At 62.2% G+C, this 25,410-nt stretch carries 23 protein-coding genes, 1 tRNA gene and 1 riboswitch; of the genes, 11 read left to right on the forward strand and 13 right to left on the reverse strand.

Annotated elements, in window-relative coordinates; all coding sequences use genetic code 11:
* The first annotated feature begins 185 nt into the window (after positions 1-185).
* The 6 genes from rho to ACO06J_RS16440 all read left to right on the forward strand — a co-directional run bounded on the left by rho (position 186) and on the right by ACO06J_RS16440 (position 7,089).
* Positions 186-1,451 carry a transcription termination factor Rho gene (gene rho, locus ACO06J_RS16415; protein WP_421761791.1) on the forward strand — a complete coding sequence of 422 codons (1,266 nt, stop codon included), beginning with the start codon at positions 186-188 and terminating at the stop codon, positions 1,449-1,451.
* Between the two features lie 6 nt (positions 1,452-1,457).
* A complete protein-coding gene (mnmE, locus tag ACO06J_RS16420) occupies positions 1,458-2,780 on the forward strand; it encodes a tRNA uridine-5-carboxymethylaminomethyl(34) synthesis GTPase MnmE (RefSeq protein WP_421761792.1) in 1,323 nt (440 codons plus the stop codon).
* A gap of 82 nt (positions 2,781-2,862) precedes the next feature.
* Positions 2,863-4,725, forward strand: a complete 1,863-nt coding sequence (gene mnmG / locus ACO06J_RS16425) for a tRNA uridine-5-carboxymethylaminomethyl(34) synthesis enzyme MnmG (RefSeq protein WP_421761793.1) — start codon at positions 2,863-2,865, stop codon at positions 4,723-4,725.
* On the forward strand, positions 4,725-5,381 hold the full coding sequence (gene rsmG, locus ACO06J_RS16430) for a 16S rRNA (guanine(527)-N(7))-methyltransferase RsmG (protein ID WP_421761794.1): 657 nt from the start codon (positions 4,725-4,727) through the stop codon (positions 5,379-5,381). The genes mnmG and rsmG overlap by 1 nt, the downstream gene beginning before the upstream one ends.
* A gap of 24 nt (positions 5,382-5,405) precedes the next feature.
* Positions 5,406-6,206 (forward strand): ParA family protein, encoded by an 801-nt coding sequence (locus ACO06J_RS16435; protein WP_421761795.1) that lies wholly within the window; start codon positions 5,406-5,408, stop codon positions 6,204-6,206.
* A gap of 10 nt (positions 6,207-6,216) precedes the next feature.
* On the forward strand, positions 6,217-7,089 hold the full coding sequence (locus ACO06J_RS16440; RefSeq protein ID WP_421761796.1) for a ParB/RepB/Spo0J family partition protein: 873 nt from the start codon (positions 6,217-6,219) through the stop codon (positions 7,087-7,089).
* Between the two features lie 28 nt (positions 7,090-7,117).
* On the opposite strand, the gene holA is transcribed toward ACO06J_RS16440, so the two are convergent.
* The 3 genes from holA to leuS are packed head-to-tail and all read right to left on the reverse strand — an operon-like array spanning position 7,118 to position 11,329.
* A complete protein-coding gene (holA, locus tag ACO06J_RS16445; RefSeq protein WP_421761797.1) occupies positions 7,118-8,140 on the reverse strand; it encodes a DNA polymerase III subunit delta in 1,023 nt (340 codons plus the stop codon).
* Entirely contained in the window at positions 8,140-8,652 is a 513-nt protein-coding gene (gene lptE, locus ACO06J_RS16450) for an LPS assembly lipoprotein LptE (RefSeq protein ID WP_421761798.1), read from the reverse strand. The genes holA and lptE overlap by 1 nt, the downstream gene beginning before the upstream one ends.
* Positions 8,639-11,329: a leucine--tRNA ligase gene (leuS, locus tag ACO06J_RS16455; protein ID WP_421761799.1), complete on the reverse strand. Its 2,691-nt coding sequence runs from the start codon at positions 11,327-11,329 to the stop codon at positions 8,639-8,641. Before leuS ends, lptE begins: the two co-directional genes overlap by 14 nt.
* Positions 11,330-11,378: 49 nt before the next feature.
* Here leuS and ACO06J_RS16460 point away from each other — a divergent pair, with 49 nt between their 5' ends.
* From ACO06J_RS16460 to ACO06J_RS16470, 3 genes are all read left to right on the forward strand, one after another.
* The gene (locus ACO06J_RS16460; RefSeq protein WP_421761800.1) at positions 11,379-12,062 is read left to right on the forward strand and encodes a YggS family pyridoxal phosphate-dependent enzyme; all 684 of its coding nucleotides are present in this window, start codon (positions 11,379-11,381) and stop codon (positions 12,060-12,062) included.
* Between the two features lie 227 nt (positions 12,063-12,289).
* Entirely contained in the window at positions 12,290-12,973 is a 684-nt protein-coding gene (locus ACO06J_RS16465) for a response regulator transcription factor (protein WP_421761801.1), read from the forward strand.
* Positions 12,974-13,151: 178 nt separating this feature from the next.
* Positions 13,152-13,607 (forward strand): cyclic nucleotide-binding domain-containing protein, encoded by a 456-nt coding sequence (locus tag ACO06J_RS16470; protein WP_421761802.1) that lies wholly within the window; start codon positions 13,152-13,154, stop codon positions 13,605-13,607.
* A 34-nt stretch (positions 13,608-13,641) separates the two neighbouring features.
* Here the strand turns inward: ACO06J_RS16470 and ACO06J_RS16475 are convergent, their stop codons facing one another.
* The 6 genes from ACO06J_RS16475 to ACO06J_RS16500 form a co-directional block, all read right to left on the reverse strand.
* Positions 13,642-14,034, reverse strand: a complete 393-nt coding sequence (locus ACO06J_RS16475; RefSeq protein WP_421761803.1) for a RidA family protein — start codon at positions 14,032-14,034, stop codon at positions 13,642-13,644.
* A 9-nt stretch (positions 14,035-14,043) separates the two neighbouring features.
* On the reverse strand, positions 14,044-14,862 hold the full coding sequence (locus ACO06J_RS16480; protein ID WP_421761804.1) for an exodeoxyribonuclease III: 819 nt from the start codon (positions 14,860-14,862) through the stop codon (positions 14,044-14,046).
* A 76-nt stretch (positions 14,863-14,938) separates the two neighbouring features.
* A complete protein-coding gene (locus tag ACO06J_RS16485) occupies positions 14,939-15,580 on the reverse strand; it encodes a LolA family protein (RefSeq protein ID WP_421761805.1) in 642 nt (213 codons plus the stop codon).
* 149 nt (positions 15,581-15,729) lie between these two features.
* Positions 15,730-18,384 (reverse strand): DNA translocase FtsK, encoded by a 2,655-nt coding sequence (locus ACO06J_RS16490; RefSeq protein WP_421761806.1) that lies wholly within the window; start codon positions 18,382-18,384, stop codon positions 15,730-15,732.
* A 360-nt stretch (positions 18,385-18,744) separates the two neighbouring features.
* Positions 18,745-20,094, reverse strand: a complete 1,350-nt coding sequence (locus ACO06J_RS16495) for an ammonium transporter (RefSeq protein WP_421761807.1) — start codon at positions 20,092-20,094, stop codon at positions 18,745-18,747.
* Positions 20,095-20,119: 25 nt separating this feature from the next.
* Positions 20,120-20,458: a P-II family nitrogen regulator gene (locus ACO06J_RS16500; RefSeq protein ID WP_421761808.1), complete on the reverse strand. Its 339-nt coding sequence runs from the start codon at positions 20,456-20,458 to the stop codon at positions 20,120-20,122.
* Between the two features lie 292 nt (positions 20,459-20,750).
* Between ACO06J_RS16500 and ACO06J_RS16505 the strand changes: the two genes are divergently transcribed.
* Positions 20,751-21,968 (forward strand): FAD-dependent monooxygenase, encoded by a 1,218-nt coding sequence (locus ACO06J_RS16505; RefSeq protein WP_421761809.1) that lies wholly within the window; start codon positions 20,751-20,753, stop codon positions 21,966-21,968.
* A gap of 10 nt (positions 21,969-21,978) precedes the next feature.
* Here the strand turns inward: ACO06J_RS16505 and ACO06J_RS16510 are convergent, their stop codons facing one another.
* From ACO06J_RS16510 to ACO06J_RS16520, 3 genes are read right to left on the reverse strand one after another with little or no spacing between them, the layout of a single operon-like run.
* Positions 21,979-22,197: a Trm112 family protein gene (locus ACO06J_RS16510; RefSeq protein ID WP_421761810.1), complete on the reverse strand. Its 219-nt coding sequence runs from the start codon at positions 22,195-22,197 to the stop codon at positions 21,979-21,981.
* 47 nt (positions 22,198-22,244) lie between these two features.
* A complete protein-coding gene (locus ACO06J_RS16515) occupies positions 22,245-22,910 on the reverse strand; it encodes an LON peptidase substrate-binding domain-containing protein (protein ID WP_421761811.1) in 666 nt (221 codons plus the stop codon).
* 12 nt (positions 22,911-22,922) lie between these two features.
* Positions 22,923-23,870, reverse strand: coding sequence for a tetratricopeptide repeat protein (locus tag ACO06J_RS16520; RefSeq protein ID WP_421761812.1), 948 nt, complete (start codon positions 23,868-23,870; stop codon positions 22,923-22,925).
* A 192-nt stretch (positions 23,871-24,062) separates the two neighbouring features.
* On the opposite strand from ACO06J_RS16520, the gene ACO06J_RS16525 reads away from it, so the two are divergent.
* A tRNA-Gly gene (locus tag ACO06J_RS16525) sits at positions 24,063-24,137 on the forward strand.
* 78 nt (positions 24,138-24,215) lie between these two features.
* Here the strand turns inward: ACO06J_RS16525 and ACO06J_RS16530 are convergent.
* Positions 24,216-25,121: an MBL fold metallo-hydrolase gene (locus ACO06J_RS16530; RefSeq protein WP_421761813.1), complete on the reverse strand. Its 906-nt coding sequence runs from the start codon at positions 25,119-25,121 to the stop codon at positions 24,216-24,218.
* Between the two features lie 163 nt (positions 25,122-25,284).
* Positions 25,285-25,392: riboswitch (guanidine-I (ykkC/yxkD leader) on the forward strand.
* The last annotated feature ends 18 nt before the right edge of the window (positions 25,393-25,410 follow it).

Consider the following 25,410-nt stretch of genomic DNA (forward strand, 5'->3'; position numbering starts at 1 on the left):
TCGATCTCGGAGCCGGCGTTTCACGTGAATCCGCCGGCTTTCACAATGTAACTTGAATGTAACGGCCGTTTTGGATATCTGAGGGCCACGCAAGCTCGTTTGATGCGCGCCTCCCCGGTGCTGCTGAGCTGGTTGTTCACCCCCCGCACATCTTTGAATACCGTTCTCCAAGGGTCTTCCGCGCAATGGAAAATATGAAGCTCAGCGAGCTTAAGGCCAAAACGCCTGCCGAACTGCTTGAGTTCGCTGAGCGCTATGAGGTCGAAAACGCGTCAACCATGCGCAAGCAGGAGTTGATGTTCGCGATCCTCAAGGAACTCGCGGCACGCGAAGTAGATATCACCGGCGAGGGTGTGGTTGAGGTTCTGCCCGATGGTTTCGGGTTTCTGCGTTCCCCGGATGCGAACTACCTGCCGGGCCCCGACGATATCTATGTTAGCCCCTCGCAGATTCGGCGCTTTTCGCTGCGCACCGGCGATACGGTGGAGGGCCAGATCCGTTCTCCCAAGGAGGGGGAGCGCTACTTCGCGCTGGTGAAGGTCAACACTATCAATTTCGAGGACCCCGAAAAGGTCCGCCACAAGATCAATTTCGACAACCTGACGCCGCTCTATCCCGATGAACGGCTGCGCCTCGAGTTGCCCGACCCGACCGTCAAGGACAAGAGCGCCCGGATCATGGATCTGGTGGCGCCTCTCGGCAAAGGCCAGCGTGCCATCATTGTTGCGCCGCCGCGTACCGGTAAGACCGTACTGTTGCAGAATATCGCACAGTCGATCGCCACTAATCACCCCGAGTGTTACCTCATCGTGCTGCTGATCGACGAGCGGCCTGAGGAAGTGACCGACATGCAGCGCTCGGTGAAGGGCGAGGTGATCTCCTCAACCTTTGACGAGCCGGCATCGCGCCACGTCCAGGTCGCCGAAATGGTCATCGAGAAGGCCAAGCGCCTCGTCGAGCACAAGCGCGACGTGGTCATCCTCCTTGATTCGATCACCCGCCTCGGCCGTGCGTACAACACGGTTGTGCCCTCCTCCGGCAAGGTACTGACTGGCGGCGTTGACGCGAACGCGCTGCAGCGCCCGAAGCGCTTCTTTGGCGCGGCGCGCAATATCGAGGACGGCGGCTCGCTGACGATCATTGCCACGGCGCTGATCGATACCGGCAGCCGCATGGACGAAGTGATCTTTGAAGAGTTCAAGGGCACCGGTAACTCGGAAATCGTGCTTGACCGCAAGGTTTCCGACAAGCGTATCTTCCCGGCGATGGATGTCACCAAGTCTGGGACGCGCAAGGAAGAACTGCTGGTCGAACCCGATATCCTCAGGAAGATGTACGTGCTCCGCCGTATCCTCAATCCAATGGGCACAGTCGACGCCATGGAATTCCTGATGGACAAGATCCGGCAGACCAAGACGAATTCCGACTTCTTTGACTCGATGAACACCTAAGGCGGCATGCGCGACGGCGATACAATCGTCGCCCTCTCGTCCGGCGCTGTTCCCTCGGGCGTCGCCGTCATTCGGTTGTCTGGCCCTCAAACCGGGCCGGTGCTCGCGGCCATGCTTGGCGCATTACCGCAGCCACGTGTGTTGAGCCTCGCTGATATCCGCTTCGGCCCCACAACATTCGATCGCGGTCTTGTTGCCTGGATGCCCGGGCCGCGGAGCTTTACGGGCGAAGACTGCGCCGAATTGCAGCTTCATGGCTCGCCCGCCGTGGTGCGCTCGACCCTCCGCGCACTGACATCACACCCTGGTATCAGACTGGCCGACGCCGGAGAGTTCACCCGCCGGGCCTTCGAGAACGGCAAACTGGATCTGGTCGAAGCCCAGGGTCTTGGTGACCTGATCGAGGCAGAGACTGAGAACCAGCGGGCACTTGCCTTTACCCGCATGGAAGGCGGCCTGACCCGGCAGGTGGAAGGATGGCGAGAACGCCTCCTGGACCTGCGGGCAGAGATCGAGGCGCAGCTCGACTTTTCTGACGAAGGTGATGTCGGTGAACTGCCGGATGATTTCGCCGATGCTGTAGAAGCCCTGTCAGGTGACATCGGAATGGTCTTGGCACTTCGTGGCCAGGGCCGGATCCTTCGCAGTGGCTTCCGCGTGGTGCTCGCTGGACCACCCAATGCCGGCAAATCCAGCCTTCTGAACGCCCTGTCGCAGTCCGAGGTGGCGATCGTTTCAGATGAACCGGGCACAACGCGCGACCTCAAGGAAGTGCCGCTGGACGTCAAGGGCCAGCTGATCCTGCTGATTGATAGCGCTGGTTTACGGGAAACCAGTTCCAAAGCGGAGGCGATCGGCGTTTCCCGCGCGAGGCAAGCCATGCTTGAGGCTGATCAGGTGCTTTGGCTTATGGCACCAGACGTGGGTGTCGAAGAACCGCCAGAACTCGTCGTTGAGGCCCATCTGCCAAAGGGGGTACCTGTGGCCAAGATCGGCACAAAGTCCGACCTGGGGCGCGGGGTCGGGGCCAATCTCTACGTGTCGGCTACGACAGGGGAAGGTGTCCCGGAGCTTCTTGAGCAGCTCTACGAGGCTTCCGGCGCAGGTTCCGTGTCCATTGCGAGTGTCTTGGTCAGCCATGAGCGCGATCGAGAAGCCCTGCTCGGGGCCGTTATGTCGCTGGGTCGCGCCAGGGAAAGGCTCTCGGAGCCGGAAATGGCGGCCGAAGATCTGCGCAGGGCGTCGTATGCGCTTGAGCGGCTGCTCGGACGGATGGATGCCGAGTCCGTTCTAGATCACCTGTTTAGCGCGTTTTGCATTGGCAAGTGATTCACGTGAAACAGTCGTCGCAATTGATTCACGTGAAACATTGGCCTAGACCGGCCGTTCAAACCAGTTTCCCGAGTTGGCCATGATCGAGTACGGCGTCATTGTAGTGGGTGGAGGGCACGCAGGCTGCGAGGCAGCTGCGGCGTCTGCGCGTCTTGGCGTTCCGACCGCCCTCATCACGCACCGGTTCGCAACCATCGGCGAGATGAGCTGCAACCCGGCCATCGGCGGGCTCGGCAAGGGTCACTTGGTGCGCGAGATCGACGCCATGGATGGTCTTATGGGCCGGGTGGCAGATGCGGCTGGCATCCAGTTCCGCGTCCTCAACCGCCGCAAGGGCCCCGCGGTCCGCGGACCACGCGCCCAGGCGGATCGGAAGCTCTATCGCGAGGCGATGCAGGCCGCGATTACGTCACAACCCAATCTCACAGTCATCGAAGGCGAAGTCGACGATCTGATCGAGCACGACGGACGCATCACCGGCACGGTGTTGTTAGATGGGCGGCGGTTTGCCACGCGTGCCTTAGTGCTGACGACAGGCACCTTCCTCCGTGGCTTGATCCATCGTGGCGAAGAGACAGTACCGGCCGGACGTGTCGGTGAGAAGCCGGTGTTGGGACTGTCGGTGCGGCTCGAAGCGCTTGGCCTCACACTCGGGCGCCTGAAGACCGGCACCCCTGCCCGGCTGGACGGCGACAGTATCGATTTCTCCGCCCTTGAAGAGCAGCGCGGCGATGATCCGCCCGAGCCCTTTTCGATGCTGACGGCGGCGATCACCACGCCACAGATCAGTTGTTATATTACCCGCACCACCGCAGAGACCCACCGGATCATTGCGGACAATATTCATCGCTCGGCGATGTACTCCGGCCGCATCAAGAGTCGCGGGCCGCGCTATTGTCCATCGATCGAGGACAAGATCGTCCGCTTCGCTGATCGTGAAAGCCACCAGATATTCCTGGAGCCAGAGGGGCTTAGAGATTCAACGATCTACCCCAATGGCCTCTCTACCTCGCTGCCGGCAGACGTTCAGGAGGCCTTTCTGAAGTCGATGCCGGGTCTTGAAAACGTACGTATCGTCCGTCCGGGCTACGCCATCGAGTATGATTATGTCGATCCCCGCGAGTTGCGTGCGACGCTTGAGCTGAAGCGCTTACCGGGGCTCTATCTGGCCGGCCAGATCAACGGTACAACTGGCTACGAAGAGGCCGGTGCCCAGGGTCTCTTTGCCGGGGCCAACGCTGCATTGTCTGCCCTGGAGCGTGAGCCGCTACGGCTCTCGCGCACAGAAAGCTATCTCGGCGTGATGGTGGATGACCTGGTGACGCGCGGCGTGACCGAGCCCTACCGCATGTTCACCTCGCGGGCCGAGTTCCGGCTGCATCTGCGCAGCGACAACGCTGATCAGCGCCTGACGCAGTTGGCGCTAGATGCCGGTCTTGTTGGGCCACAGCGCGCTGAGGCCTTTGCGGCAAAGCGCGGGAAGCTTCAGGCCGGCCGGCAACTGCTCGACCGGCTGGTGGTGTCGCCCACGACCGCACGCAAGGCAGGTGTTCCGATCAATGCTGATGGCCACGAGCGCTCGGCGTTTGAACTGATGTCGTATCCTAACATTACGACTGAGGACCTGATGCGCGTCTGGCCCGAAGTGGCTCAGCTTGAGCCGGTTGTGCTCGAGCAGCTGGGCATCGACGCTCAATACGCAGTGTACCTCGATCGCCAGCAGGCCGATATTCAGGCAATGCGGCGTGATGAGGGGCGCGAGATCCCCGATTGGTTCGACTATGACGCGCTTCCTGGCCTCTCCACGGAGGTGCGCCAGAAGCTCAAGGCGCAGCGTCCGGCCACGATTGCACAGGCGCAGGCCATGGATGGCGTCACACCGGCAGCGATCACGCTCATTCTGTCTGTGGTGCGGCGCGGCAGCATGCGCAAGGCGGGCTGATGGCCAGTCGGGATGCTATTGCGGCTGCACAGGCCTACGCGGGCCACCTGGTGCGGCCCGTTGCCGATGTGGCGGCGGACCTGGAATCGCTTTCTGTCCTGCTGAGGAAATGGAACGCCGTACAGAATCTTGTTTCACGTGAAACAGAGAAGGCGCTGTGGTCTCGCCACATCGTGGACAGTCTACAGGTGCTGCCGTTGTTGCGCCCAGATGACCGGGGTTTCATAGACCTCGGCAGCGGCGGTGGCTTCCCCGCCCTGCCACTGGCTATCGCACTCAAAGGGTCGGCGGCCAAGTTCCGGCTCGTCGAGCCCACAGCCAAGAAGGCCGCGTATCTACGTGCGGTGATTCGTGAACTCGATCTTGCGGCTATCGTCGACACGCGTCGCGCCGAGGACATTGATTCACGTGAAACAGCCCCGATCGACGTCGTGACTTCCCGCGCTCTTGCGGCGCTGCCGTTACTGTGTGGGTTGGCGGCGCCGTTCTTTGGGCCCGAAACCCGGGCGATCTTTCACAAAGGCCGGGAACATGTGGAGGAGCTCAGAGAAACCCGTTTGGCGTGGGACGTTGACGTGTTATTAACGAACAGCGTCACCGATGAGGCTGGCGTGTTGCTTCAGCTCAGCAATTTGAGACTGAAATCAGTTAGTTAGCGGCAATTTCGGGAGGCCGTATAAGTGGCTCCGCGCATCCTGACCCTCGCGAACCAGAAGGGCGGCGTCGGTAAAACGACGACTGCCATCAATCTTGCAACGGCACTCGCGGCAATCGGCGAGCGCGTGCTGATCGTTGACCTCGATCCGCAGGGCAATGCTTCGACCGGCCTTGGCATCTCCCGGGCCGGGCGTGACGTATCGAGCTACGATCTTCTGGTCGGCGAAGCAAGTGTGGCGCAGGCGTCTGTGATGACGAGCGTCCCCAACGTAGCTATCGTTCCCTCGACTCTGGATCTTCTTGGGGTGGAGCTTACCATTGCCCAACAGGCCGATCGCGCCTTTCGGCTGCGCGACGCCTTTCGCGCCATGGGCGATTTCCGCATCGAGGGGCGGCCCGTCAGCTATGTGCTGATCGACTGTCCGCCGTCACTGAACCTGTTGACGATCAACGCCCTGGTGGCAGCCGATGCGGTGGTGGTGCCGCTGCAGTGCGAATTCTTTGCGCTTGAGGGACTCAGTCAGCTGCTGCAGACGATCGAGCAGATACGCTCGACGCTTAACCCGCGCCTGACGATCCAGGGCGTGGTAATGACCATGTACGACAAGCGAAATAACCTGTCGGATCAGGTGCTTGCCGATGTGCGTAGTGAAATGGGGTCGCTGGTTTACGATACCGTCATACCGCGCAATGTCAGGCTGTCGGAGGCGCCGTCGTACGGCAAGCCCGCCCTGCTCTATGATCTCAAGTGTGCCGGCAGCCAGGCTTATCTGCGCCTCGCGACCGAAGTGATCAGGCGCGAGCGGCAGCTCGTGGCGGCGTGAGGACGAAGCGATGAACGACAAACCTTCCCGGCTTGGGCGCGGCCTTGCAGCGCTGATTGGCGATATGGCGACCATGGAAGGCGCCCGCTTTGCCGAATCAGGCGGGGTCAAGCGCCTGCCGGTTGATTTCCTCGTGGCCAACCGCTCGAACCCGCGGCGCGAGTTTGATGTGGCGCAGCTGGAAGAGTTGACGAGTTCGATTCGCGAAAAGGGCGTGATGCAGCCTCTGTTGGTACGTCCGACCCAGGATCCGAACCTGTTTGAGATCATTGCGGGCGAGCGCCGGTGGCGTGCGTCGCAGCGCGCCGGGCTCAGTGAAGTGCCGGTGCTGGTGCGCGATGTCGACGACAAGGAAGCGCTCGAGCTTGCCATCATCGAAAACGTGCAGCGTGTCGACCTTAATCCGCTTGAAGAAGCAATGGGTTACGGCCAGCTGATCGAGCAGTTCGAGTACACACAACAAGATCTGGCGCAGGTGATCGGCAAGAGCCGCTCGCATGTGGCCAACACGCTGCGGCTGTTAAAGCTGCCACAGGATATCCGGGATATGTTGTCGCGCGGCGAACTTACCGCCGGCCACGCGCGGACGCTGATCACGTCGGATGATCCGGCAGCGCTGGCGAAGCGGATTGTCGGCGGCGGGCTGTCGGTCCGTGAAGCAGAAGCTCTGAGCCAGCGCGATGGCGTTTCGAAGAAGAAACCATCCCAGGCGAGTGTCGAGAAGGATGCGGACACGGCGTCGCTGGAGAAGCGGTTGTCGGACGCGCTGGGCCTACATGTCGCTATCGATCACAAGGATCAGGGCGGACGACTGGAAATTCGCTATCGTACACTGGAACAGCTCGATGGCATCTGCATGAAGCTGACTGGCTACGGCGTCTAGCAGTCAGAATGTTTCACGTGGAACGTACTCAGCGCTCCACCGCCAGCATGCAAACCCCAAGCAGGGCACGCCGGGCCACCGGCTCCTGCAGGTCGTAGCGCTTCCGGCTGTCGCTGACGGCCGTCTGCAGCCGGTCCAGCGCCAGGCTCAAACCATCGTCGCTCCACTGCCTCAGCTGGCGCTCCAGTGCAGCGCGGCGTGAAAAATGTGGTTTGGGACGCGCGCCGTCGAGCACAGCTCCGCCGAGCTTACCCGCATCTACCTCTGACCGCCAGCGCCGGAGCGTTGAGAAATGTCCCAGCGCGCTGGCCAAAATCTGCTGGGGGTTGATCGAGGCAGCAAGCGCCCGTTGCAGCGCGGCATCGAGATCGGCAGTATGGCCGGCGCCGACAGCGTCAACAATTTCGTCGAGCACCAGGCTTGCATTGTCGGCGCAGAGCGTCAGAATATCGTTGCGGGTCAATAGCTTGGACTCAGCTGAAAAAAGCACCAGCTTTTCCAGTTCGCGGCGGGTAACCTCACGGTCATTGCCGAGCACGTCGCGCAAGGCGGCTACCGCATCCGCGTCGGCGCGAATGCCGGCCTTGTTGAAAGTCTCAGCAATCAGACGACCGAGAGATTCGTCGTTGTCGGGATAGCAGGGCAGGGCGCGGCCCTGCTTGGAGGTCTCAACCAGCGCACGCAGCGGATCCTTGGGTAGAAGGTTGCCGGCCTCGAGGACAATGGCGGCCTCCATCGGGGTCTCCACCAGTTCCGCCAGTGCCATCACCAGCGACTTTCCGGCGCTGCGGACGCGGATGACCCGGCGATCGCCGAAAAGCGATGTGGTCCGGGCCTCAACGGCGAGGCGGGACGGATCGGCGTCAAGTTCGGAAGCGTCCAGCACCAGCAGGTTCATGCTGTCGGCGTCGCCGCCGGCGAACCGGCGCGCGAGGCGCTGCCCGGTTTCACGGACGAGGCCGGCGTCGGGCCCATAGGCGAGGAAGATGCCGCGATCCATGTCGGGCCGATCCACGAAGCGACCGACCTCATGCGCTTTCAGCGCACCCATCAGCTGAGCTTGTTGCCGAGCACGCCCATCAGCGTGAGCCGGATGGTTTCGGCGAGTTCGCGGGCCGCGTTGTCCTCGGCGCTGCGCTGCGCTTCGTTTTCGGCGAGGCCCTGACCGTCGGTGGTGTACACCGCGCTGGCTGAGCGGGTGGTGTTGAAGACCACTGCGCCGGCGGGGGAGGTGACCTTTATGGTCGCCGTGACCACTGCTTCATATTGCTGCGACGGGCGAGTCACATCGGTGCTGGTCAGATCGCGGCTGCTGGCTGTCGTCGCAATCTCCAGCAGAGGTGCAACGCCGCTGGCGCTGCGGCCCATCTTCAGCGTCAGATCCTGATAGATAATCTGGTCCAGCCGGTTCACTGGCTTGGCGTACTGGAAGTTGGCCTGGGCCATGTTGGTGCCGCTGCCGCCATAGACCGGCGTGTAGCTGGTACAGCCCGCGAGCCCGCTGGCGCCACAAAGCGCCAGCACAATCAATGCGTTACGAAGAGTGCGACTAGAGAACGACATTGACGATCCTGTCTGGCACGATTACCAGCTTCTTGGGTGGCTTGCCGTCCAGCATGCGAGCAACGGCCTCGAGAGACAAGACTTCTTTCTCGACCAACTCGCGGGACGCCCCTATCGGCAGGGTGACCTCGCCGCGGCGCTTGCCGTTGACCTGCACCGGAACGACGACAGTCGAATCCTGCAGCAACGCCGGATCTGCCTTGGGCCAGGGGGTATCGACGACCAGTTTCGTCTGCCCCAGCACCGTCCAGCAGCTCTCGGCCAGATGCGGCATCATCGGCGCCACCAGTTGCACCAGCCGCTCAATGCCCTCGCGCAGCGCACCGATCCGCCCCGGCGTGGGCGCAGCGACGACGGTGCCGAGAAACTTCGACAGCCCGTTGGTCAGCTCATAGATCTGGGCCACGGCGCGATTGAACCGCAGGCCCTCAATCTCCCCGCCAACGCTGTCTACGGCGCGGTGAACGAGCTTGCGGATCGCCGTGGTCTCTTCGTCGCCCGCGTCTGGAGCGGCAGTCGGCTGGTCGAACAGTTCAACCGCGTCGTTCACCAGCTTCCAGATGCGCTGCACGAAGCGGTGCGAGCCCTCGACGCCGGCTTCAGTCCATTGCACGTCGCGCTCAGGCGGGGAGTCCGACAGCATGAACCAACGGGCGGTATCGGCGCCGTAGGTGGAGACGATCTCGTCGGGGTCGACCACGTTCTTCTTGGATTTGCTCATCTTTTCGATTGAGCCGATCTCAACGGGCTCGCCGGTCTGGATGTGTCGAGCGGTGCGCACGTCCATGCCGCTGATCGCGACGTCGGACGGTGAGAGCCAGTCGCCCGCCGCATCGCGATAGGTCTCGTGCACGACCATGCCCTGCGTAAACAGGCCCTTGAACGGCTCATCCACGTTGAGATGACCGGTCTTGTGCATGGCGCGGGCAAAGAAGCGCGAATAGAGCAGGTGCAAGATCGCATGCTCGACGCCGCCGATATACTGATCGACCGGCAGCCAGCGGTTGGCGATCCCCGGTACGGTCGGGGTCTCGGCCGTCGGGTCGGTGAAGCGCGCGTAATACCAGGACGAATCGACAAAGGTGTCCATGGTGTCGGTCTCGCGCAGCGCCGGGCCGCCGCACTGGGGGCAGTTGACGTGCTTCCAGGTCGGATGGTGGTCGAGCGGATTGCCCGGCTTGTCGAAGGTCACATCCTCGGGCAACACCACCGGCAGGTCCTTGTCGGGCACCGGATTGGTGCCGCAGACCTCGCAATGGATCACCGGGATCGGGCAGCCCCAGTAACGCTGGCGAGAGATGCCCCAGTCACGCAGCCGGTAGTTCACCTCGACCACGCCCTGTTTGCGGTTATCGACCGTACGTTCGCCAAAATAACTGGCGATCCGCTTCTTGGCGGCATCGACTTCGAGCCCGTCGAGGAATTCGGAGTGATAGATCTTGCCGGGCCCGACATAGGCTTCTGTGCCAACTTCAAAAGTAGCCGCCTCGGCGTCGTCTGGCAGCACCACCGGGATGACTGGCAGGCCATAGCGGCGGGCGAAATCGAGGTCGCGCTGATCATGGGCTGGGCAGCCGAAGATGGCGCCGGTGCCGTAATCCATCAGCACGAAATTGGCCACGTAGACGGGCAGGGTGGCGCCGGGCTTAACTGGGTGCTTCACGTGAATACCGGTGAAGACTCCGATCTTTTCGGCCTTTTCGATGGTCTCGGTAGCCGTGCCCTGCCGGTGTGTCTCGGCAATGAACTCAGCCAGCGCCGGATTATGGGGCGCGAGTTCGGCGGCCAGCGGATGGTCGGCGGAGAGCGCCACGAAGCTTGCGCCAAAAATCGTGTCGGGGCGGGTGGTGAAGACCTCTATGCTGGTCGCAGTGGTCTTTTCGTCTGCCACCACTTCGAACAGCAGGCGCAAGCCTTCGGACTTGCCGATCCAGTTGCGCTGCATGACGCGCACTTTTTCAGGCCACTGGTCGAGTGTGTCGAGCGCGCCAAGCAGGTCCTCCGCGTAGTCGGAGACCCTCAGGAACCACTGCGTCAGTTCGCGCTGTTCGACGACGGCGCCGGAACGCCAGCCGCGCCCGTCGATCACCTGCTCGTTGGCGAGCACCGTCATGTCGACGGGATCCCAGTTCACCTTCGACTTCTTGCGGGTGACCAGGTCAGCGCGGAGGAAGTCGAGGAACAGCTTCTGCTGCTTCGAGTAGTAAGCGACGTCGCAGGTGGCGAACTCGCGCGTCCAGTCGATGCCGAGGCCGATGGACTTCAGCTGCTTCCGCATCGCAGCAATGTTCGCATATGTCCACGCCTTGGGATGCACCTTGTTCTGCATCGCCGCGTTCTCGGCCGGCAGTCCGAAGGCGTCCCAGCCCATCGGGTGCAGCACATTGTGCCCTCGCGCACGCTTGTAGCGCGCCAGCACGTCGCCCATGGTATAGTTGCGCACGTGCCCCATATGGATGCGGCCCGACGGATAGGGGAACATCTCGAGCACGTAATACGGGTCACGCTCGTCGCTGTTGCGCACAACAAAGGTCTGCTGGTCATCCCAGGCCTTTTGCCAACGCGGTTCTTCGACACGCGGGTTATAACGTTCGACGCTTCTACCAGTCACTTGCGGGACGTCCTTCGGGAGCCAGAGATCATTGCGTTGCGGGGGTTTTTTGGCTACCCGGACCATCACCAGAAATCGACCAGACGGTCAACAGGTCAGCATTCAGTAGCGCCCAATGGATCACGCCGCCCAAAACCTCGAACTCATCAGAAACCGGATTGTCCGGGCGCAGCGCCGCTTCGGACCACCGCCCGAGCATGTGGAACTGATTGCGGTTTCCAAGACCTTCGACGCCGAGGCGATCCGGCCGTTTCTCGAAGCGGGTCAGCGTATGTTTGGCGAGAACCGTGTGCAGGAAGCCAAGGACAAATGGCCCGGTTTGCGGGCGTCCTATGACGGCATACAACTGCATCTGATCGGCCCCCTGCAGACAAACAAGGCGCGCGAGGCCGTGGCGCTGTTCGATGCGATCCACACCGTCGATCGCGACAAGCTGGCGGGTGTGCTGAGCGAGGAAATGCAGCGCGCCGGACGGCAGTTGCCGGTTTTCGTACAGGTCAATATCGGCGGCGAACCGCAAAAGAGCGGCATTCCGCCTTCCGAAACCGTCGATTTCGTTGCCCGCTGCCGGCAGGTCCATCGCCTCAACGTCATCGGGTTGATGTGCATTCCGCCCGAAAGCGACCCGCCCGGACCTTACTTCGCGCACTTGGCGTCGCTCAGCCGCGATGCTGGTGTGAACAATCTGTCGATGGGGATGAGCGGTGATTTTGAAGTCGCCATCGCCATGGGCGCCACCCATGTAAGGGTTGGTAGCGCGCTGTTCGGCCACCGCTCTGCCGCCCCTGCGGTACTATGAAGCCATACTATCCCTTCTGTACGGCATCTTGACCTGTATCTCCCGGCCCATGCGCACGGAGATGTTCACCGTCTGGCAACCCCGTGCAGGAAAATTTGCGAGAGGATGAAACCCAAGGCTGTCAAATCACGTTCCTAGAGAGGCGTATTGTGTAACGCCATTTTGATTGGCGGGCTGCGGGTCCCCGTCCTAACTCAGGAATAACGACAATGGCTTGGGGTACAGTAATGAACAGACGGCGCGTTCTACTGGTCGATGATGATGCTGATCTTCGGGGGAACCTCCTCGAGCAACTGGCGCAGTATCGCGAGTTCGATCTGGTGGAAGCCGGCACGGCAGCAGAAGCCATGGTAGAGGTGCGGAACGCGCATATTGATCTGATGCTGCTCGATGTCGGCCTGCCCGATATGGATGGACGCGAAGCGGTCAAGATCATGCGCCGGGAGGGCTTCAAGAGCCCGATCATAATGCTCACTGGGCAGGACAGCGACGCAGACCAGATCCTGGGGCTCGAATCCGGTGCCAATGACTACGTGACTAAGCCCTTCCGGTTCTCGGTGCTGCTGGCGCGCATTCGCGCCGCGCTGCGCCAGCATGACCAGTCCGAGGATGTCGTCTTCACCATCGGGCCTTACAGCTTCCAGCCGGCGGCAAAGCTCCTCGAGGCGCCGGATGGCGCCAAGGTGCGGCTCACCGACAAGGAAACCTCGATCCTCAAGTACCTCTATCGCCAGGGTCCCAAGACCATCACTCGCGAAATCCTGCTCAAGGAAGTGTGGGGCTACAACAATCGCGTCACCACGCACACGCTGGAAACCCACATTTACCGGCTGCGCCAGAAGATAGAGCGCGACCCGTCCAATGCGCGCTTGCTGGTGACCGAAGAGGGCGGCTACCGGCTGGTGCCGTGACGGGCGGGCCCTTTCGGGCTCTATCCGGCAAATCGCAAGTGCATAAACCACCTCCGGCAAGCATGTGGGCGGAAAGGGATTCCGGTCCCGCCCAAGAAATGCTCTATATCGTCTGATGCGACACACGCTGAGCGCAATGGCGGTCGGCATGTGGCGACGGCATCAGGAATAGGGCGGGATGCAACTCGACGACGCGGCGACCATACTGGGACGTGCTGACTTCTTTGAAGTCTGCGACGCCGAACAGCGGCGCTTGCTCGCTTTTGCCTCGGAACGGAAGAAGTTCCGTCCGGGCACGGTCATTTACGCGTCGGGCGATGTACCGGAAGGCGCGCATGTGCTGGTTTCGGGCACGGTGTCGACCACGCAGGATGGCGCCGAAGACAACCCGTTTCTCATTCACAGCCAGGGTGCGGTGCTGGGCGCCATGGCGCTGGTCGTGGCCAAGCCACGTCCGGTTACTCTCAAGGCAGTTGATGCGGTCGAAACCCTGTTCGTCCCCCGCTCGGCTTTCATGAAGCTCGCCAACCAGTATCCGGACCTTGCCGGGCGCGCGGCGGAGCGCATTCGCGGTGAACTCACGTCTTACCTCGGGGCGATTGAGGCGGTTCGCGGCCGGATGAGCAAGCAGTAGACCGGCGCATGTCGCGCCGGTCGTTTCACGTGAATCACCCAGCGACGATCGCCTCGGCCTCGATCTCAACCAGCCAGGCAGGATCGACGAAGGCGGTCACCTGCATCAGCGTCGTTACGGGGCGAATCACCCCAAACATTTCGGCATGAGCCCGCGCCGCATCTTTCCAGAGGCTGATGTCGGTGAGGATGATGCGGGTGCGCGTCACATCCTCCATGCGGCCGCCGGCATCGGCGATGGCCTTCTCGACAATTTCGAGGCAGCGCTTGGTCTGTCCGTAGACATCCCCCGTCGCGGCGGTGCCACCGGCGGCGGCGATCGGCGCGGTGCCGCCAACGACGATGCAATTGCCGACGCGCACGGCGCGAGAGAAGCCGATCACCGGCTCAAGATAAGAGCCGGAGCTCACCAGCTGACGTTCAGACATGAGAAATCCCTAGTTGAAGCGGACGATGACCGGCACGTGATCTGAGGGCTTGTCGCCCCAGCCGCGGGCGGCGCGGATGATCTCAGAACCGGTCGAGTGGGTAGCGATATCGGCGGTGGCCCAGATGTGATCGAGCCGGCGGCCCTTGTCGGCCGCGTCCCAGTCCTTGGCGCGATAGCTCCACCACGAATAGAGCTTCTGGTCATAGGGTACGTGCTTGCGCACCACATCGACCCAGCCATGCCCGCCAGTGAGCAACTCGTTAAGCGCTGCGGTCTCAACTGGGGTATGCGAGACGACGCCGAGCAGCTGCTTGTGGCTCCAGACGTCGTTTTCATTCGGGGCGATGTTGAAATCGCCGCAGATCAGCTGCCGTCCAGCAAAGGCGGGCTCGGTGAACCAGCCCTTCAGCTCGGACAGGAAGCCGAGCTTGTGCTTGAACTTGGGGTTGATCTCGGGGTCGGGCTCGTCGCCGCCCGCAGGAATGTAGAAATTGTGCACGGTCAACGGCCCGGCGGGGGACGCGGTGCCGAGGTCGACCAGTGCCGAGACGTGCCGGCTCTCCTCGATTTCGCAGAAGACCCGGCTCGATATATCAGCGAGCGGGAATTTCGAGATGATGGCTACGCCGTGATATCCTTTCTGGCCATGCACCGCCTGATAGGGGTAGCCCGCCGCTGCGAAATCCTTGGCTGGGAACTGGTCGTTGAGGCACTTGATCTCCTGGAGGCTCAGGATATCGGGCTGGTATTTGGCCAGAAACTCCAGCACCAGCGGCAGCCGCAGGCGAACGGAATTAATGTTCCAGGTGGCGAGGCTGACTGGCATGAAGGGCATTCCGCAGATGAGGGAACGCCTCTTATGGCTGAGCCGATACCCCGAGCAAAGCCGGAAATGTGAAAGCCTATTCCTTGGGCGCCGTCACCGACTTGAAGCTGGCGTCGATCGAGAAATAGGTGCTCGGGATTTCGACGTCGTAATCAACGTCATAGAGGGAGAACGTGAGTTCGGCACCGGACGGCTGGGTCAGCGTCCACTGCTTCAAATTCTTGCTCTCGATATCGAAGACGAGTGCCACGCGCACCACACCGGCGGGTGTATCGTCCTGCAACGTCACGGAAAAATAGTCCGCAGACTGCGCAACGGCGACGATATTTGCCTTGAACAGGTCGATGGTCGAATCAAGGAACTGGCGCAGCGGCACCTTGTCCTGTGGATAGGCGTATTGGGTCTGTTCCTTGCGGTCCACGACGTAAAAGCCGCGGCCGACCGACACGATCTGCTCGTACGATGGCGGGTTGTATCGGAACAGGATCTTGCCCGGGCGCTGGAGGAAGAACGTGCCTTCGATGCGCTGGCCCTGGGTGTCGATCTGGAGAAACCGGCCGACCATGGTCTTGATCGATGAGTTATGCTCGTTGATGGCGGTGATGAGCGCCTTCTCGTCGTCGGTCAGCTCCCGCGGCACGGGCTGCGCCGCATCCTGTCCGAGGACGGGCGAAACCAGCAGGGCGGTGGCGAGGGCGAGAAGCGTGCGTCGAATCATGGCGAAAGAGGTTCCCTAATCTGGGGTCGGCAACAATCATGCTTCTAGCCAACAATTGCGGCAACAGCGGGAAGGTTGCGGCGCGCGGCGGAATGGAGCGGGGGCCCACTTGCGAGTGGGCCCGCCGCAGTGCGACCGGCGGCTGAGCCCTAGTAGCCGTCGGCGTTGTTGCCCACGAGGATTTCGCGCTTTCCCGCATGGTTGGCCTGGGAGATCACGCCTTCGCGTTCCATCCGCTCGATCAGCGTCGCCGCCTTGTTGTAGCCGATGGCGAGGCGGCGCTGGATATAGGAGGTCGAAACCTTCTTGTCCTGCAGCACCACGTTGACGGCCTTGTCGTAAAGCTCGTCACCCGATCCGCCGTAATCGTCGCCGCCTACATCGCTGTCGGCCGGGAGCTCGTCTTCCTCGGCGGTGATCGAGTCGAGATAGTCCGGGCTGCCCTGCGACTTCAGGTGCGCAACGATCGCTTCGACCTCGTTGTCGGAGACGAACGGGCCGTGCAGGCGCCGGATGCGGCCGCCGCCGGCCATATAGAGCATGTCGCCATTGCCCAGCAGCTGCTCAGCGCCCTGTTCACCAAGGATGGTGCGGCTGTCGATCTTGGAGGTGACCTGGAACGAGATACGCGTCGGGAAGTTCGCCTTGATCGTGCCGGTGATGACGTCAACAGAGGGGCGCTGCGTAGCGGTGACCATATGGATGCCGGCAGCTCGGGCCATCTGGGCGAGGCGCTGGATGGCGCCTTCGATGTCCTTGCCGGCCACCATCATCAGGTCGGCCATTTCGTCAACGATCACCACGATATAGGGGAGCGGCGAGAGATCGAACTCTTCGCTCTCGAAAATCGGCTCGCCGGTTTCCTTGTCGAAACCGGTCTGCACGGTGCGGGTGATGACCTCGCCCTTGGCCATCGATTCGGAGACGCGCTGGTTGAAACCATCGATGTTGCGGACGCCGATCTTGCTCATCTTGCGATAGCGGTCTTCCATCTCTCGGACGGCCCATTTGAGCGCGACCACGGCCTTGGATGGATCGGTGACCACCGGGGTCAATAGGTGCGGGATGCCGTCATAGATCGAGAGTTCCAGCATCTTGGGGTCGATCATGATCAGCCGGCACTGCTCGGGCGTCATCTGGTAGAGCAGCGACAGGATCATGGTGTTGATGCCCACCGATTTGCCCGAGCCGGTGGTGCCGGCAATCAGCAGGTGAGGCATGCGGGCGAGATCGGCGATGATTGGTTCGCCGCCGATGGTCTTGCCGAGGCAGATCGGGAGCTTGCCCTTCATCTTTTCGAAGTCGGACGAGGCCAGCATTTCGCGCAGGTAGACCGTCTCACGGATCTCGTTGGGCAGCTCGATACCAATAGCGTTGCGCCCCGGCACCACGGCAACGCGGGCGGAAATGGCGCTCATCGAGCGAGCGATGTCGTCAGCGAGCGAGATGACGCGGCTCGATTTGATGCCGGGCGCGGGCTCCAGCTCATAGAGCGTCACGACCGGACCGGGCCGGACGTTGATGATGTCGCCCTTGACGCCGAAATCGGCCAGCACGCCTTCGAGACGACGCGCCATGGCTTCAAGGCGTTCCGGCGCATGCTCGGGGCTCGGGCCCTTGTGCTTGGGCGGCGCCAACAGGCTCAGCGGCGGGAGCTCGAAACCCTGCGGGTCATCGAGAAGCGACCCCTGGGCTTCACGGGCGGCGCGGGCGCCGGGCTGCGGACGGGGGGCGGGCGCAGCGACACGCGGTGAGGCAACGGGCGCGGCGCTCTGCTGGGCCGGAGCTGCCGGGCGTGCTGCCATTGGTCCACGGAGCGGGGTGGGCACGGCCCAGCGGGGGGCTTCCTCGACCTCAGGTTCAGCGTCCTCGTAATCGTCGACGTCGAACGGCGGTTCTTCGGTTTCGATGTTGATCGCACGGCGCTCGGTGACGAGGGTCGGTTCCTGCCGAGATGGGCTGACCGGAGCGCCATTGAGGCTCGGCTCTACCGCAACATCGCGCCAGCTCTCATCAGCTTCGGCCACCTGGCGCTCCTTCAGCCCAGCGCGAGCCCGGCGGAAGGCAGCATGCGCGGAGTACGCAAGGTGCGTTGCAGCACCAAGAACGACATCGAACATCGAGTCGCGCTCGGGGGCATCCTCGTCTTCGGGCAGTGCCCGCTGCGCCACCTTGCCGGCGGCGGCGGATTTGGCACCCTTGCCAACTTTGGATGACTTTTCAGGCAGGGAGGGCAGGCTGACCTTGCCCAGGCCCATTGCGATCCAGAAGAGCGCGAGAGTCGGTGCCGCGATGATGATGGCAAACAGCGTCGCCGTCACCGGCTGCGGGCTCTCGCCGGTCACCAGGGTAGCGAGATTGGAAAAGCCTGTGCCGACGAGGCCACCAAGCCCGGTGGGCAGTGGCCAGCTCTCGGGGGCAGCGACGAAGGCAAAGATCCCGCAGCTCAAAAGACTGGCGGCAAGCCACGCGAGAAACCTGAATCCCATCTTGGATGGGGTGCGCAGGCGAATCATCGCCCAACCCCAAAGTGCGGGCGGCACCAGGACGACCAGCATGCCGAGGCCAAACACCTGGATCGAGATATCGGCGAGCGCCGCGCCCGGAAAGCCGAGCCAGTTCTGCGCTGGCTTGCCCGACGCATAGGAGAAACTGGGATCGTCAACCGACCATGTGGCGAGCGCAACCAACAGGATCGCCACCAGACCCAGAATGATCGCGCCAATCAGGCGGACCGGGATCCGGATTGCAATGGCGGGGGCGGAGACTCGATTGGTGTCTTCGAGCAAGTGCTGTGCCGGCATTGTCAGGTACACTCTACACAACTGGAACGCGTTACCGCCGATCCCGACAGGGGACTCGCCGATTGAAAACTGATCCTAGAGCGGTAGGGTTAATCCGGTGCTAACCTTGAACGCGTTCGGTGCGTTCAGACAGACCAAGGAAGGCCGGCGACCTTGGCTTCCTTTTGAGCGATCTTGCGGTCGTTGACCGGGGTGTGCAGCCCACGCGGTTTGCGAGTGGGAAGCCTCTGTGGCGGGCCAAGAGGTACGTGAGCTGCACGCCGCGATCAGCGGGAGCTGGAGAGCCGAGCCGCAAACCCGGCTCTCCCGTGATAGGGCGCGGCGGACAGGGGAGGAAGTCCGCCGCCGCGCCAAGCTTGCTTAGTTGTAGGCGTGCTCGCCATGGCTCGCGATATCGAGACCATCGCTTTCGGCCGACTCGGAGACACGGGCGCCGCCGAACACAGCCTTGACGATCAGCATGGCGACGAAAGTGACCACGCCGGACCAGACCACCGCGATGCCGACTGCCGTCGCCTGGATGACCAGCTGGTTCCAGATGCTGTAGGCCGCCGGATCGCCGAGGGCAAAGCCACCGAGCGATGGAGCAGCGACCACGGCAGTGCCGAGGGCACCTACGATACCACCCACGCCATGCACGCCGAACACGTCCAGTGCGTCGTCGTACTTGAGCATCGGCTTGAGCGTAACGACGGCCCAGAGGCAGACCACGCCGGCAACCGCACCCAGAACGATCGCACCCATCGTGCCAGCAAAGCCGGCTGCAGGGGTGATCGCTACGAGACCTGCCACAGCGCCGGAAGCGGCACCGAGAAGGCTGGCATGGCCACGGATGAACTTTTCAGCCGTTGCCCAGGCAAGCGCTGCCGCCGCCGTTGCAGTGATGGTGTTCAACAGGGCCTGCACGGCAAGACCGGTTGCTTCGAGGTTCGAGCCGGCGTTGAAACCGAACCAGCCGACCCACAGCAGGCAGGCGCCGATATAGGTATAGACCAGGTTGTGCGGCGGGATCGGTTCCTTGAGGAAGCCGATACGCGGCCCCAGCACGATGGCTGCGACGAGGCCTGCCACACCGGCGTTGATATGCACCACGGTGCCGCCAGCGAAGTCATAAGCGCCCATCTTGAACAGCAGACCGCCCGAGAACCAGACCATGTGGGCAATCGGCAGGTACGAGAAGGTGAACCAAAGCGCGATGAACAGCATCACGGCGCCGAACTTCATGCGTTCAGCAACGGCACCGACGATCAGGGCCGGAGTAATGGCACCAAAGGTCAGCTGGAACACCACGAAGGCGAGTTCGGGAATGCCGACGCCGGGGGTGAAGGTCGCTGCCGTGCTCGAGGGTGTGACGCCCGACAGGAAGAGCTTGGAGAAGTCGCCGATGAAAGCCGAGATACCGCCTTCAGTCGGGCCGTTGAAGGCCAAAGAGTAGCCGTAGATCACCCAGAGCAGGGCGACCATGCTGAAGCCGGCAAACACCTGCATCAGAACCGACAGCATGTTCTTGGCGCGCACAAGGCCGCCGTAGAACAGGGCGAGGCCGGGAATGGTCATGGCGATGACGAGCACCGTCGAGATCATCATCCAGGTGGTGTCGCCCTTATCGATTGTGGGCGGGGTGTCCTGGGCAAAGGCTGGCAGCGCAACCAGCAGCGACAGAAGCGCTGCTGTTCCGGCCAGTTTCGATACCTTCTTGAAATCTGTCATTGGGTAATCTCCAAAAGATACCGCGTCACAGCGCCGCCGAACCGGTTTCACCGGTACGGATGCGGGTAACGGCGAGGAGGTCGAGAACGAAGATTTTGCCGTCGCCGATGCGACCGGTCTGCGCGCTCTCACGGATGGCTGAGACGATGGCGTCGGACAGGGAATCGTCCACCGCGATTTCGATCTTCAGCTTGGGCAGGAAATGCACGGCATATTCTGTGCCGCGGTAGATTTCCGAGTGCCCCTTCTGGCGGCCGTAGCCTTTGACTTCAGTCACGGTCATGCCGTGGACGTCGAGCGAGTTGAGGGCCTGACGGACCTCTTCCAGGCGCGACGGCTTGATGATGGCGATCACCAGTTTCATGGATGCCCCTTTCGATAGTTCTGTTGGACCGTCTTCCAATGGCCTTAGAGACTCAAGAGGCGTGCCAGACTCCCGCAAGTGCCAACAACATTATGATTCTGTTTACGAAAAGCCGTCGCGCCGCCGTCACACTGCGGTCCCGCATCACTGTTTGAACAAGATTGTGCCTATTCGTTGTGCAATTGCACAGAAAATGCTCGCACCGTAAGCAGGTGCCAGCGCGGCATCGCGCCGCTTGCGGCGATTGCCTTAAAGGGCGACATACACTCTACGAAAAGTGAGAGCCTCTCCAATGAGCGAGCGCCAGTTTGATATCGTGATTGTTGGCGGCGGACCCGCTGGACTGACGCTGGCCCTGGCGCTGGTGCGCTCGATGCGTGGTCTGTCAGTCGCTGTTCTCGACCGCCGTCCATTCATGGTGCCGCAGGATCTGCGTGCTTCGGCGCTGGCCGCAGGCGTGCGGCGGATTTTCGAGCAGCTGGGCGTCTGGTCGGCCATTGCCGATGGTGCCGAGCCGGTGCGGAAGATGAAGATCACCGATTCCGGCCGCGGCGATATCTCCCGCCCGCTGTTCCTCAAGTTCGAGGGCGACGTCACACCGGGCGAGCCCTTCGCGTATCTCGTTCCCAATACAAAGGTCGCCGCAGCGCTGCTTGCGGCGCTGGATGGGGAGGTCACCTTCATTGCCCCGGTCGAGGTCACCGGCTTTGCGGCCGACGCCAGTATGGGCAGGCTCAGCCTTGCCGATGGCAACAGCATTGCTGCGCCGCTAGTGGTCGCCGCTGACGGTGTGAACTCAGCCCTTCGCCGTATGGCGGGAATCGCCGTCACCGGGCACGACTACCACCAGTCCGGCGTGGTGACGACGATCGCCCACGAGTTCGACCACGAGGGCACCGCCTACGAACATTTCCGTCCCGCTGGTCCTTTCGCCAGCCTGCCGCTTCCCGGTCGCCGCTCCTCGCTGGTCTGGACTGAGACGACCGCCGAAGCGCAACGCATCAAGGGTCTCTCGCGAGAGGATGCGGCCATCGAAATCGAGGCGGCGATGGGTTCGTGCCTCGGGCGCATCACGGTTGAAGAATCGATCCAGGCCTACCCCCTTCGTCTGCAACTGGCGGAAAGCTTCATCGCACCCCGCCTTGCGCTGATCGGGGATGCGGCGCACGTAGTGCATCCAATCGCCGGGCAGGGGCTCAATCTGGGGCTGAAAGATGTGGCAGCGCTCGCCGAAGTGGTGATCGAGGCGATGCGGCTCGGTCGCGATCACGGGGCGGCCGACGTGCTTGAGAGCTACCAGCGCTGGCGGCGGTTCGACACGTCGGTAATGGCGATGGTTACGGACGTGATGACGCGGCTCTTTTCAAACGACGTCCCACCGGTGCGCGCGCTCCGCGATTTCGGCCTCGGAATCGTTGATCGCATGGGCCCGCTCAAAAACTTCATGATCAGCCGCGCCGCCGGCATCGACAACACCGGCCCGAAACTGCTGAGCGGCCGGCCGATCTAGGGCCGTTCCGCTAGCGCGCCAGTCCATCATTGCCGAGACCGTGGAGCTTTTCCATGTCGTCGGGGTCGATTTCGCGCGCTTCGTCGAGGCTGAGCATAGGTACGCCGCGGCGGATCGGGAAGGCGAGGTGGGCGGCGACCGACACCAGTTCGCGGCCATCGGCGGAGAGCGATAGCCGCGTCTTGGTCAGTGGGCAGACCAGCATCTCGAGCGTTTTAACGTCGAGCACGTGGCGCGGGTCAATCGGCTCCGCTCCGCCCTGATCGTCCGGCGGGCTCAATTCAGCGTGGCGTTGCTGCTGCCGCTGCCGGCCATTTCAAACTCGGCCATGGCGATCAGTGTTTCAGCACGCGCCTCGATGCTGCCTGCTTCGAGCAGCGCCTGCTTTTCGGCGGCGCCATAGGGCGAGACCATGCAGCAAAAATTGACGAGATCGGCGGTACCGGTCTTTTCGATCTCGTCCCAGTTGAGGTCGAAATTGCCGAATTCGGCATAGTCGCGCATCATTTTGAGAAAGCGCGAGCGGTCGACCTTTTCTTCGCCGAACTGGCGGTCGAAATCTGAGGCGAAATCGGCCGTCGCGATCATCGCCTGCCGGAACGGCGTCATCGCCGGCAGTTCCTTGGTCAGCTCGAAGCGGCATAACCCCTCGAGAATGATAAAGTAGCGGCTGTCCTCCACTTCCTCAAAATGCGAGATGCGGCCCACCGTGCCGATCCTTTGCAGCGGGGCGCGGCCCTTGGGGCTTTCGTCGTCGCCTTCGCGCGGCTGGATCAGCCCGATCAGCCGGTCGCCGCGCAGCGCAGCGTCCACCATTTCGAGGTAGCGCGGCTCAAAGATATTGAGCGGCCGCCGCGCGAACGGCAGCAGCAATGCGCCGTTAAGCGGAAAGATCGGGATGCTTGTCGGCAGGTCGTCAGGCGATTTCGGGCGCTTGAGCATGGCTTTCTTGCCTCATGAAAAGAGCAGTGCCGACAGCAGCCGGCGGCCCTTGAGCGTGGCGGGGTCTTTGGGGCCCCAGGCTTCGAACAGTTCGAGCAACTTCTTACGTGCGCCGTCATCGTTCCACGTGCGATCGCGGCGCATCAGCGTCACCAACGCTTCAGCGGCTTCGACGCGCTTGCCTTCGGCGTTATATTTGACCGCGAGGTCGAACCGGGCCTGGTGGTCATCAGGATTACGTTCGAGCTGGGCTGCCAGTTCATCGGTTTCGGAGAGCTCGGCGGCTTCGGTCAAGAGCTTCAGCGCGGCGAGCGTCGAGGTATAGTCGGCGCCCTTCCGCTCAGCTTCGGGCATGGTGTCGAGCACGGCCTGCGCCTGATCGGGTTCGCCCGCGGCCAGAAACACCTTGGCCATGCCGATAATGGCAGGGGCATTGTCCGGCTGATGCTGCAGCACCATGCCAAAAATCTGCGCGGCGCGGTTGAGGTCGCCGGCGACAAGCGATTCGCCAGCGGCGGCGAGAGCGTTCTTTATCTCTTCTTCCATCGAGCCTTCGGCAGGCGGCGCGGCGGGGGCGCCGGAGATCACCTTGTCGGCAAACTTCCGCACTTCGCTTTCAGGGATGGCACCAAGGAAGGCATCGACCGGGCGGCCGCCGGCAAAGGCAAAGACCGCCGGGATCGACTGAATGCCGAGTTGGCCTGCAACCCCCGGGTTCTCGTCGATATTGATCTTCACCAGCCGGATCTTGCCGGCTTTCTCATTGATGACCTTTTCGAGATTGGGAGTCAGCTGGCGGCAGGGGCCGCACCAGGGGGCCCAGAAATCGACCAGTACCGGCGCCTCAAGCGACGCGTCGATGACGTCAGCCTTGAAGGCGCGATCGGTCGAATCCTTTATGAGGGCTGCAGGTGGGGTGGCGCCCATCGCGGGCGAAGACGAGAGATCGTTGAGGCTCATGCGCTGCTTTCCTGCCACTCGAAGATCAGGTGTGCTGATTTCTTGCGCCTTCCGGGCCGTTTGGCGCAAGCATTAACGCAGCTTGCGCGGACCCAGAATTATGGGTTGCAAACGTGCTTTCGATTGGGCATATAGGCGCGCGTCGAGCCAGTGCCAAGTTCCTTACGGAGCGCGGCGGGCAAAGACTGGAGTGCGGGTGTAGCTCAGGGGTAGAGCATAACCTTGCCAAGGTTAGGGTCGAGGGTTCGAATCCCTTCGCCCGCTCCAATATCCTCCCTTCGCAAAGGGTGGATGACAAAGGGTCCTTCGGGGCCCTTTTTGTTTTTCTGCGTTGGCAAAATGGCTTCAGGCAGGTTTGTCCGGCTTCGCGGCCAACGCGAGAACCGCCTCGACATTGTGCCGGTGCACTGGCTCATAGGCATAGAAATAGGCGATCCCGCTGGTGGCGAGCGCTTCCGCAGCAAAGCTCCGCAGGTCGTGGACCGCCAGTTCAGGCTCATTGGCGAGGCGGGTCAGATTCTCAACATAGAGCCGGGTGGCAGCAATGAAGGCGCGGTCGTAGCCGCCGGCCTCGATCTGCTCGAGCGAGCCATGGTTGGGCAGGATCCTGGTGAACGCCCACGAGTCCATTCGGTCGAGATCGCGCAGGTGGATGGCGAGCCGCTCGGGCTGGACCACATAGGTCACAGTATCTTCCAGCGTATCGCCGGCCAGCAGCACGCCCGATTGCGGCAGCAGCAGCACCGTGCCGTCGTGGCTATGTATATCGAGAAAGCGCACCTCCACCACGGTATTGCCGACATGCAGCGTGGTTTCTCCGTCCAGCACGGTGGTTGGCATGACCAACGGCTTGATTGGCGGGTCGTTGTTTTCCAGCCAGTCTCGGTTGTCGATCAGTGCGGCGTTGGTCAGCGGGCTGGCAATGATCTCGCAATCTGAAAACACCGCGTTCCCGGCCACATGGTCGGTGTGCCAGTGGCTGAGGATCACCCGCATCCGCGTGATGCCCATCGCCTCCAGCGTCCGCCTGACGATCCGCGCATGCGGGATCGACATGTGGGTGTCGTAAACCAGCGCCTCGTCGCCATCGACGATGGCGAATGAGCAGCACCCCAGCGTGAAGGCGCCGTCATCGAGCCAGTTAGGCGCCGCCGAATGGGCGCGAACCCCGACTATGCGGCCATCATAAAAGCCGATGACATTGGGATAGGGGCGGACAACGCGCATCGTCGCCCCAAGTTCAACCGCCATTTTGTGCCCCTCTGCCCATGCGCCTAAGAAATAGCCTGATGCCCTTTATGCTCATTTCGTAATCTTGTGTCCATCCGTTGCACACAACGGCGGCAAATGGATTCGCTCCTCTCTTTGATTCTCAACGATAATTTTCTGGCATGCGCCTTGCTTTGATAGTGGTGAGTTTGGGGGCTAGGGTTCCGGTGCCAGGTGCACGTCAGGTCCGAGAGCTACCACCGGCCCAGGAGACATCTGGCTGGACACACGGCGGGACAAAAGCCCGGGAGACCTCGTAAGCCAAGGGATT

It is taken from the genome of Devosia sp. (assembly GCF_965229025.1).
Lineage (GTDB): Bacteria > Pseudomonadota > Alphaproteobacteria > Rhizobiales > Devosiaceae > Devosia_A.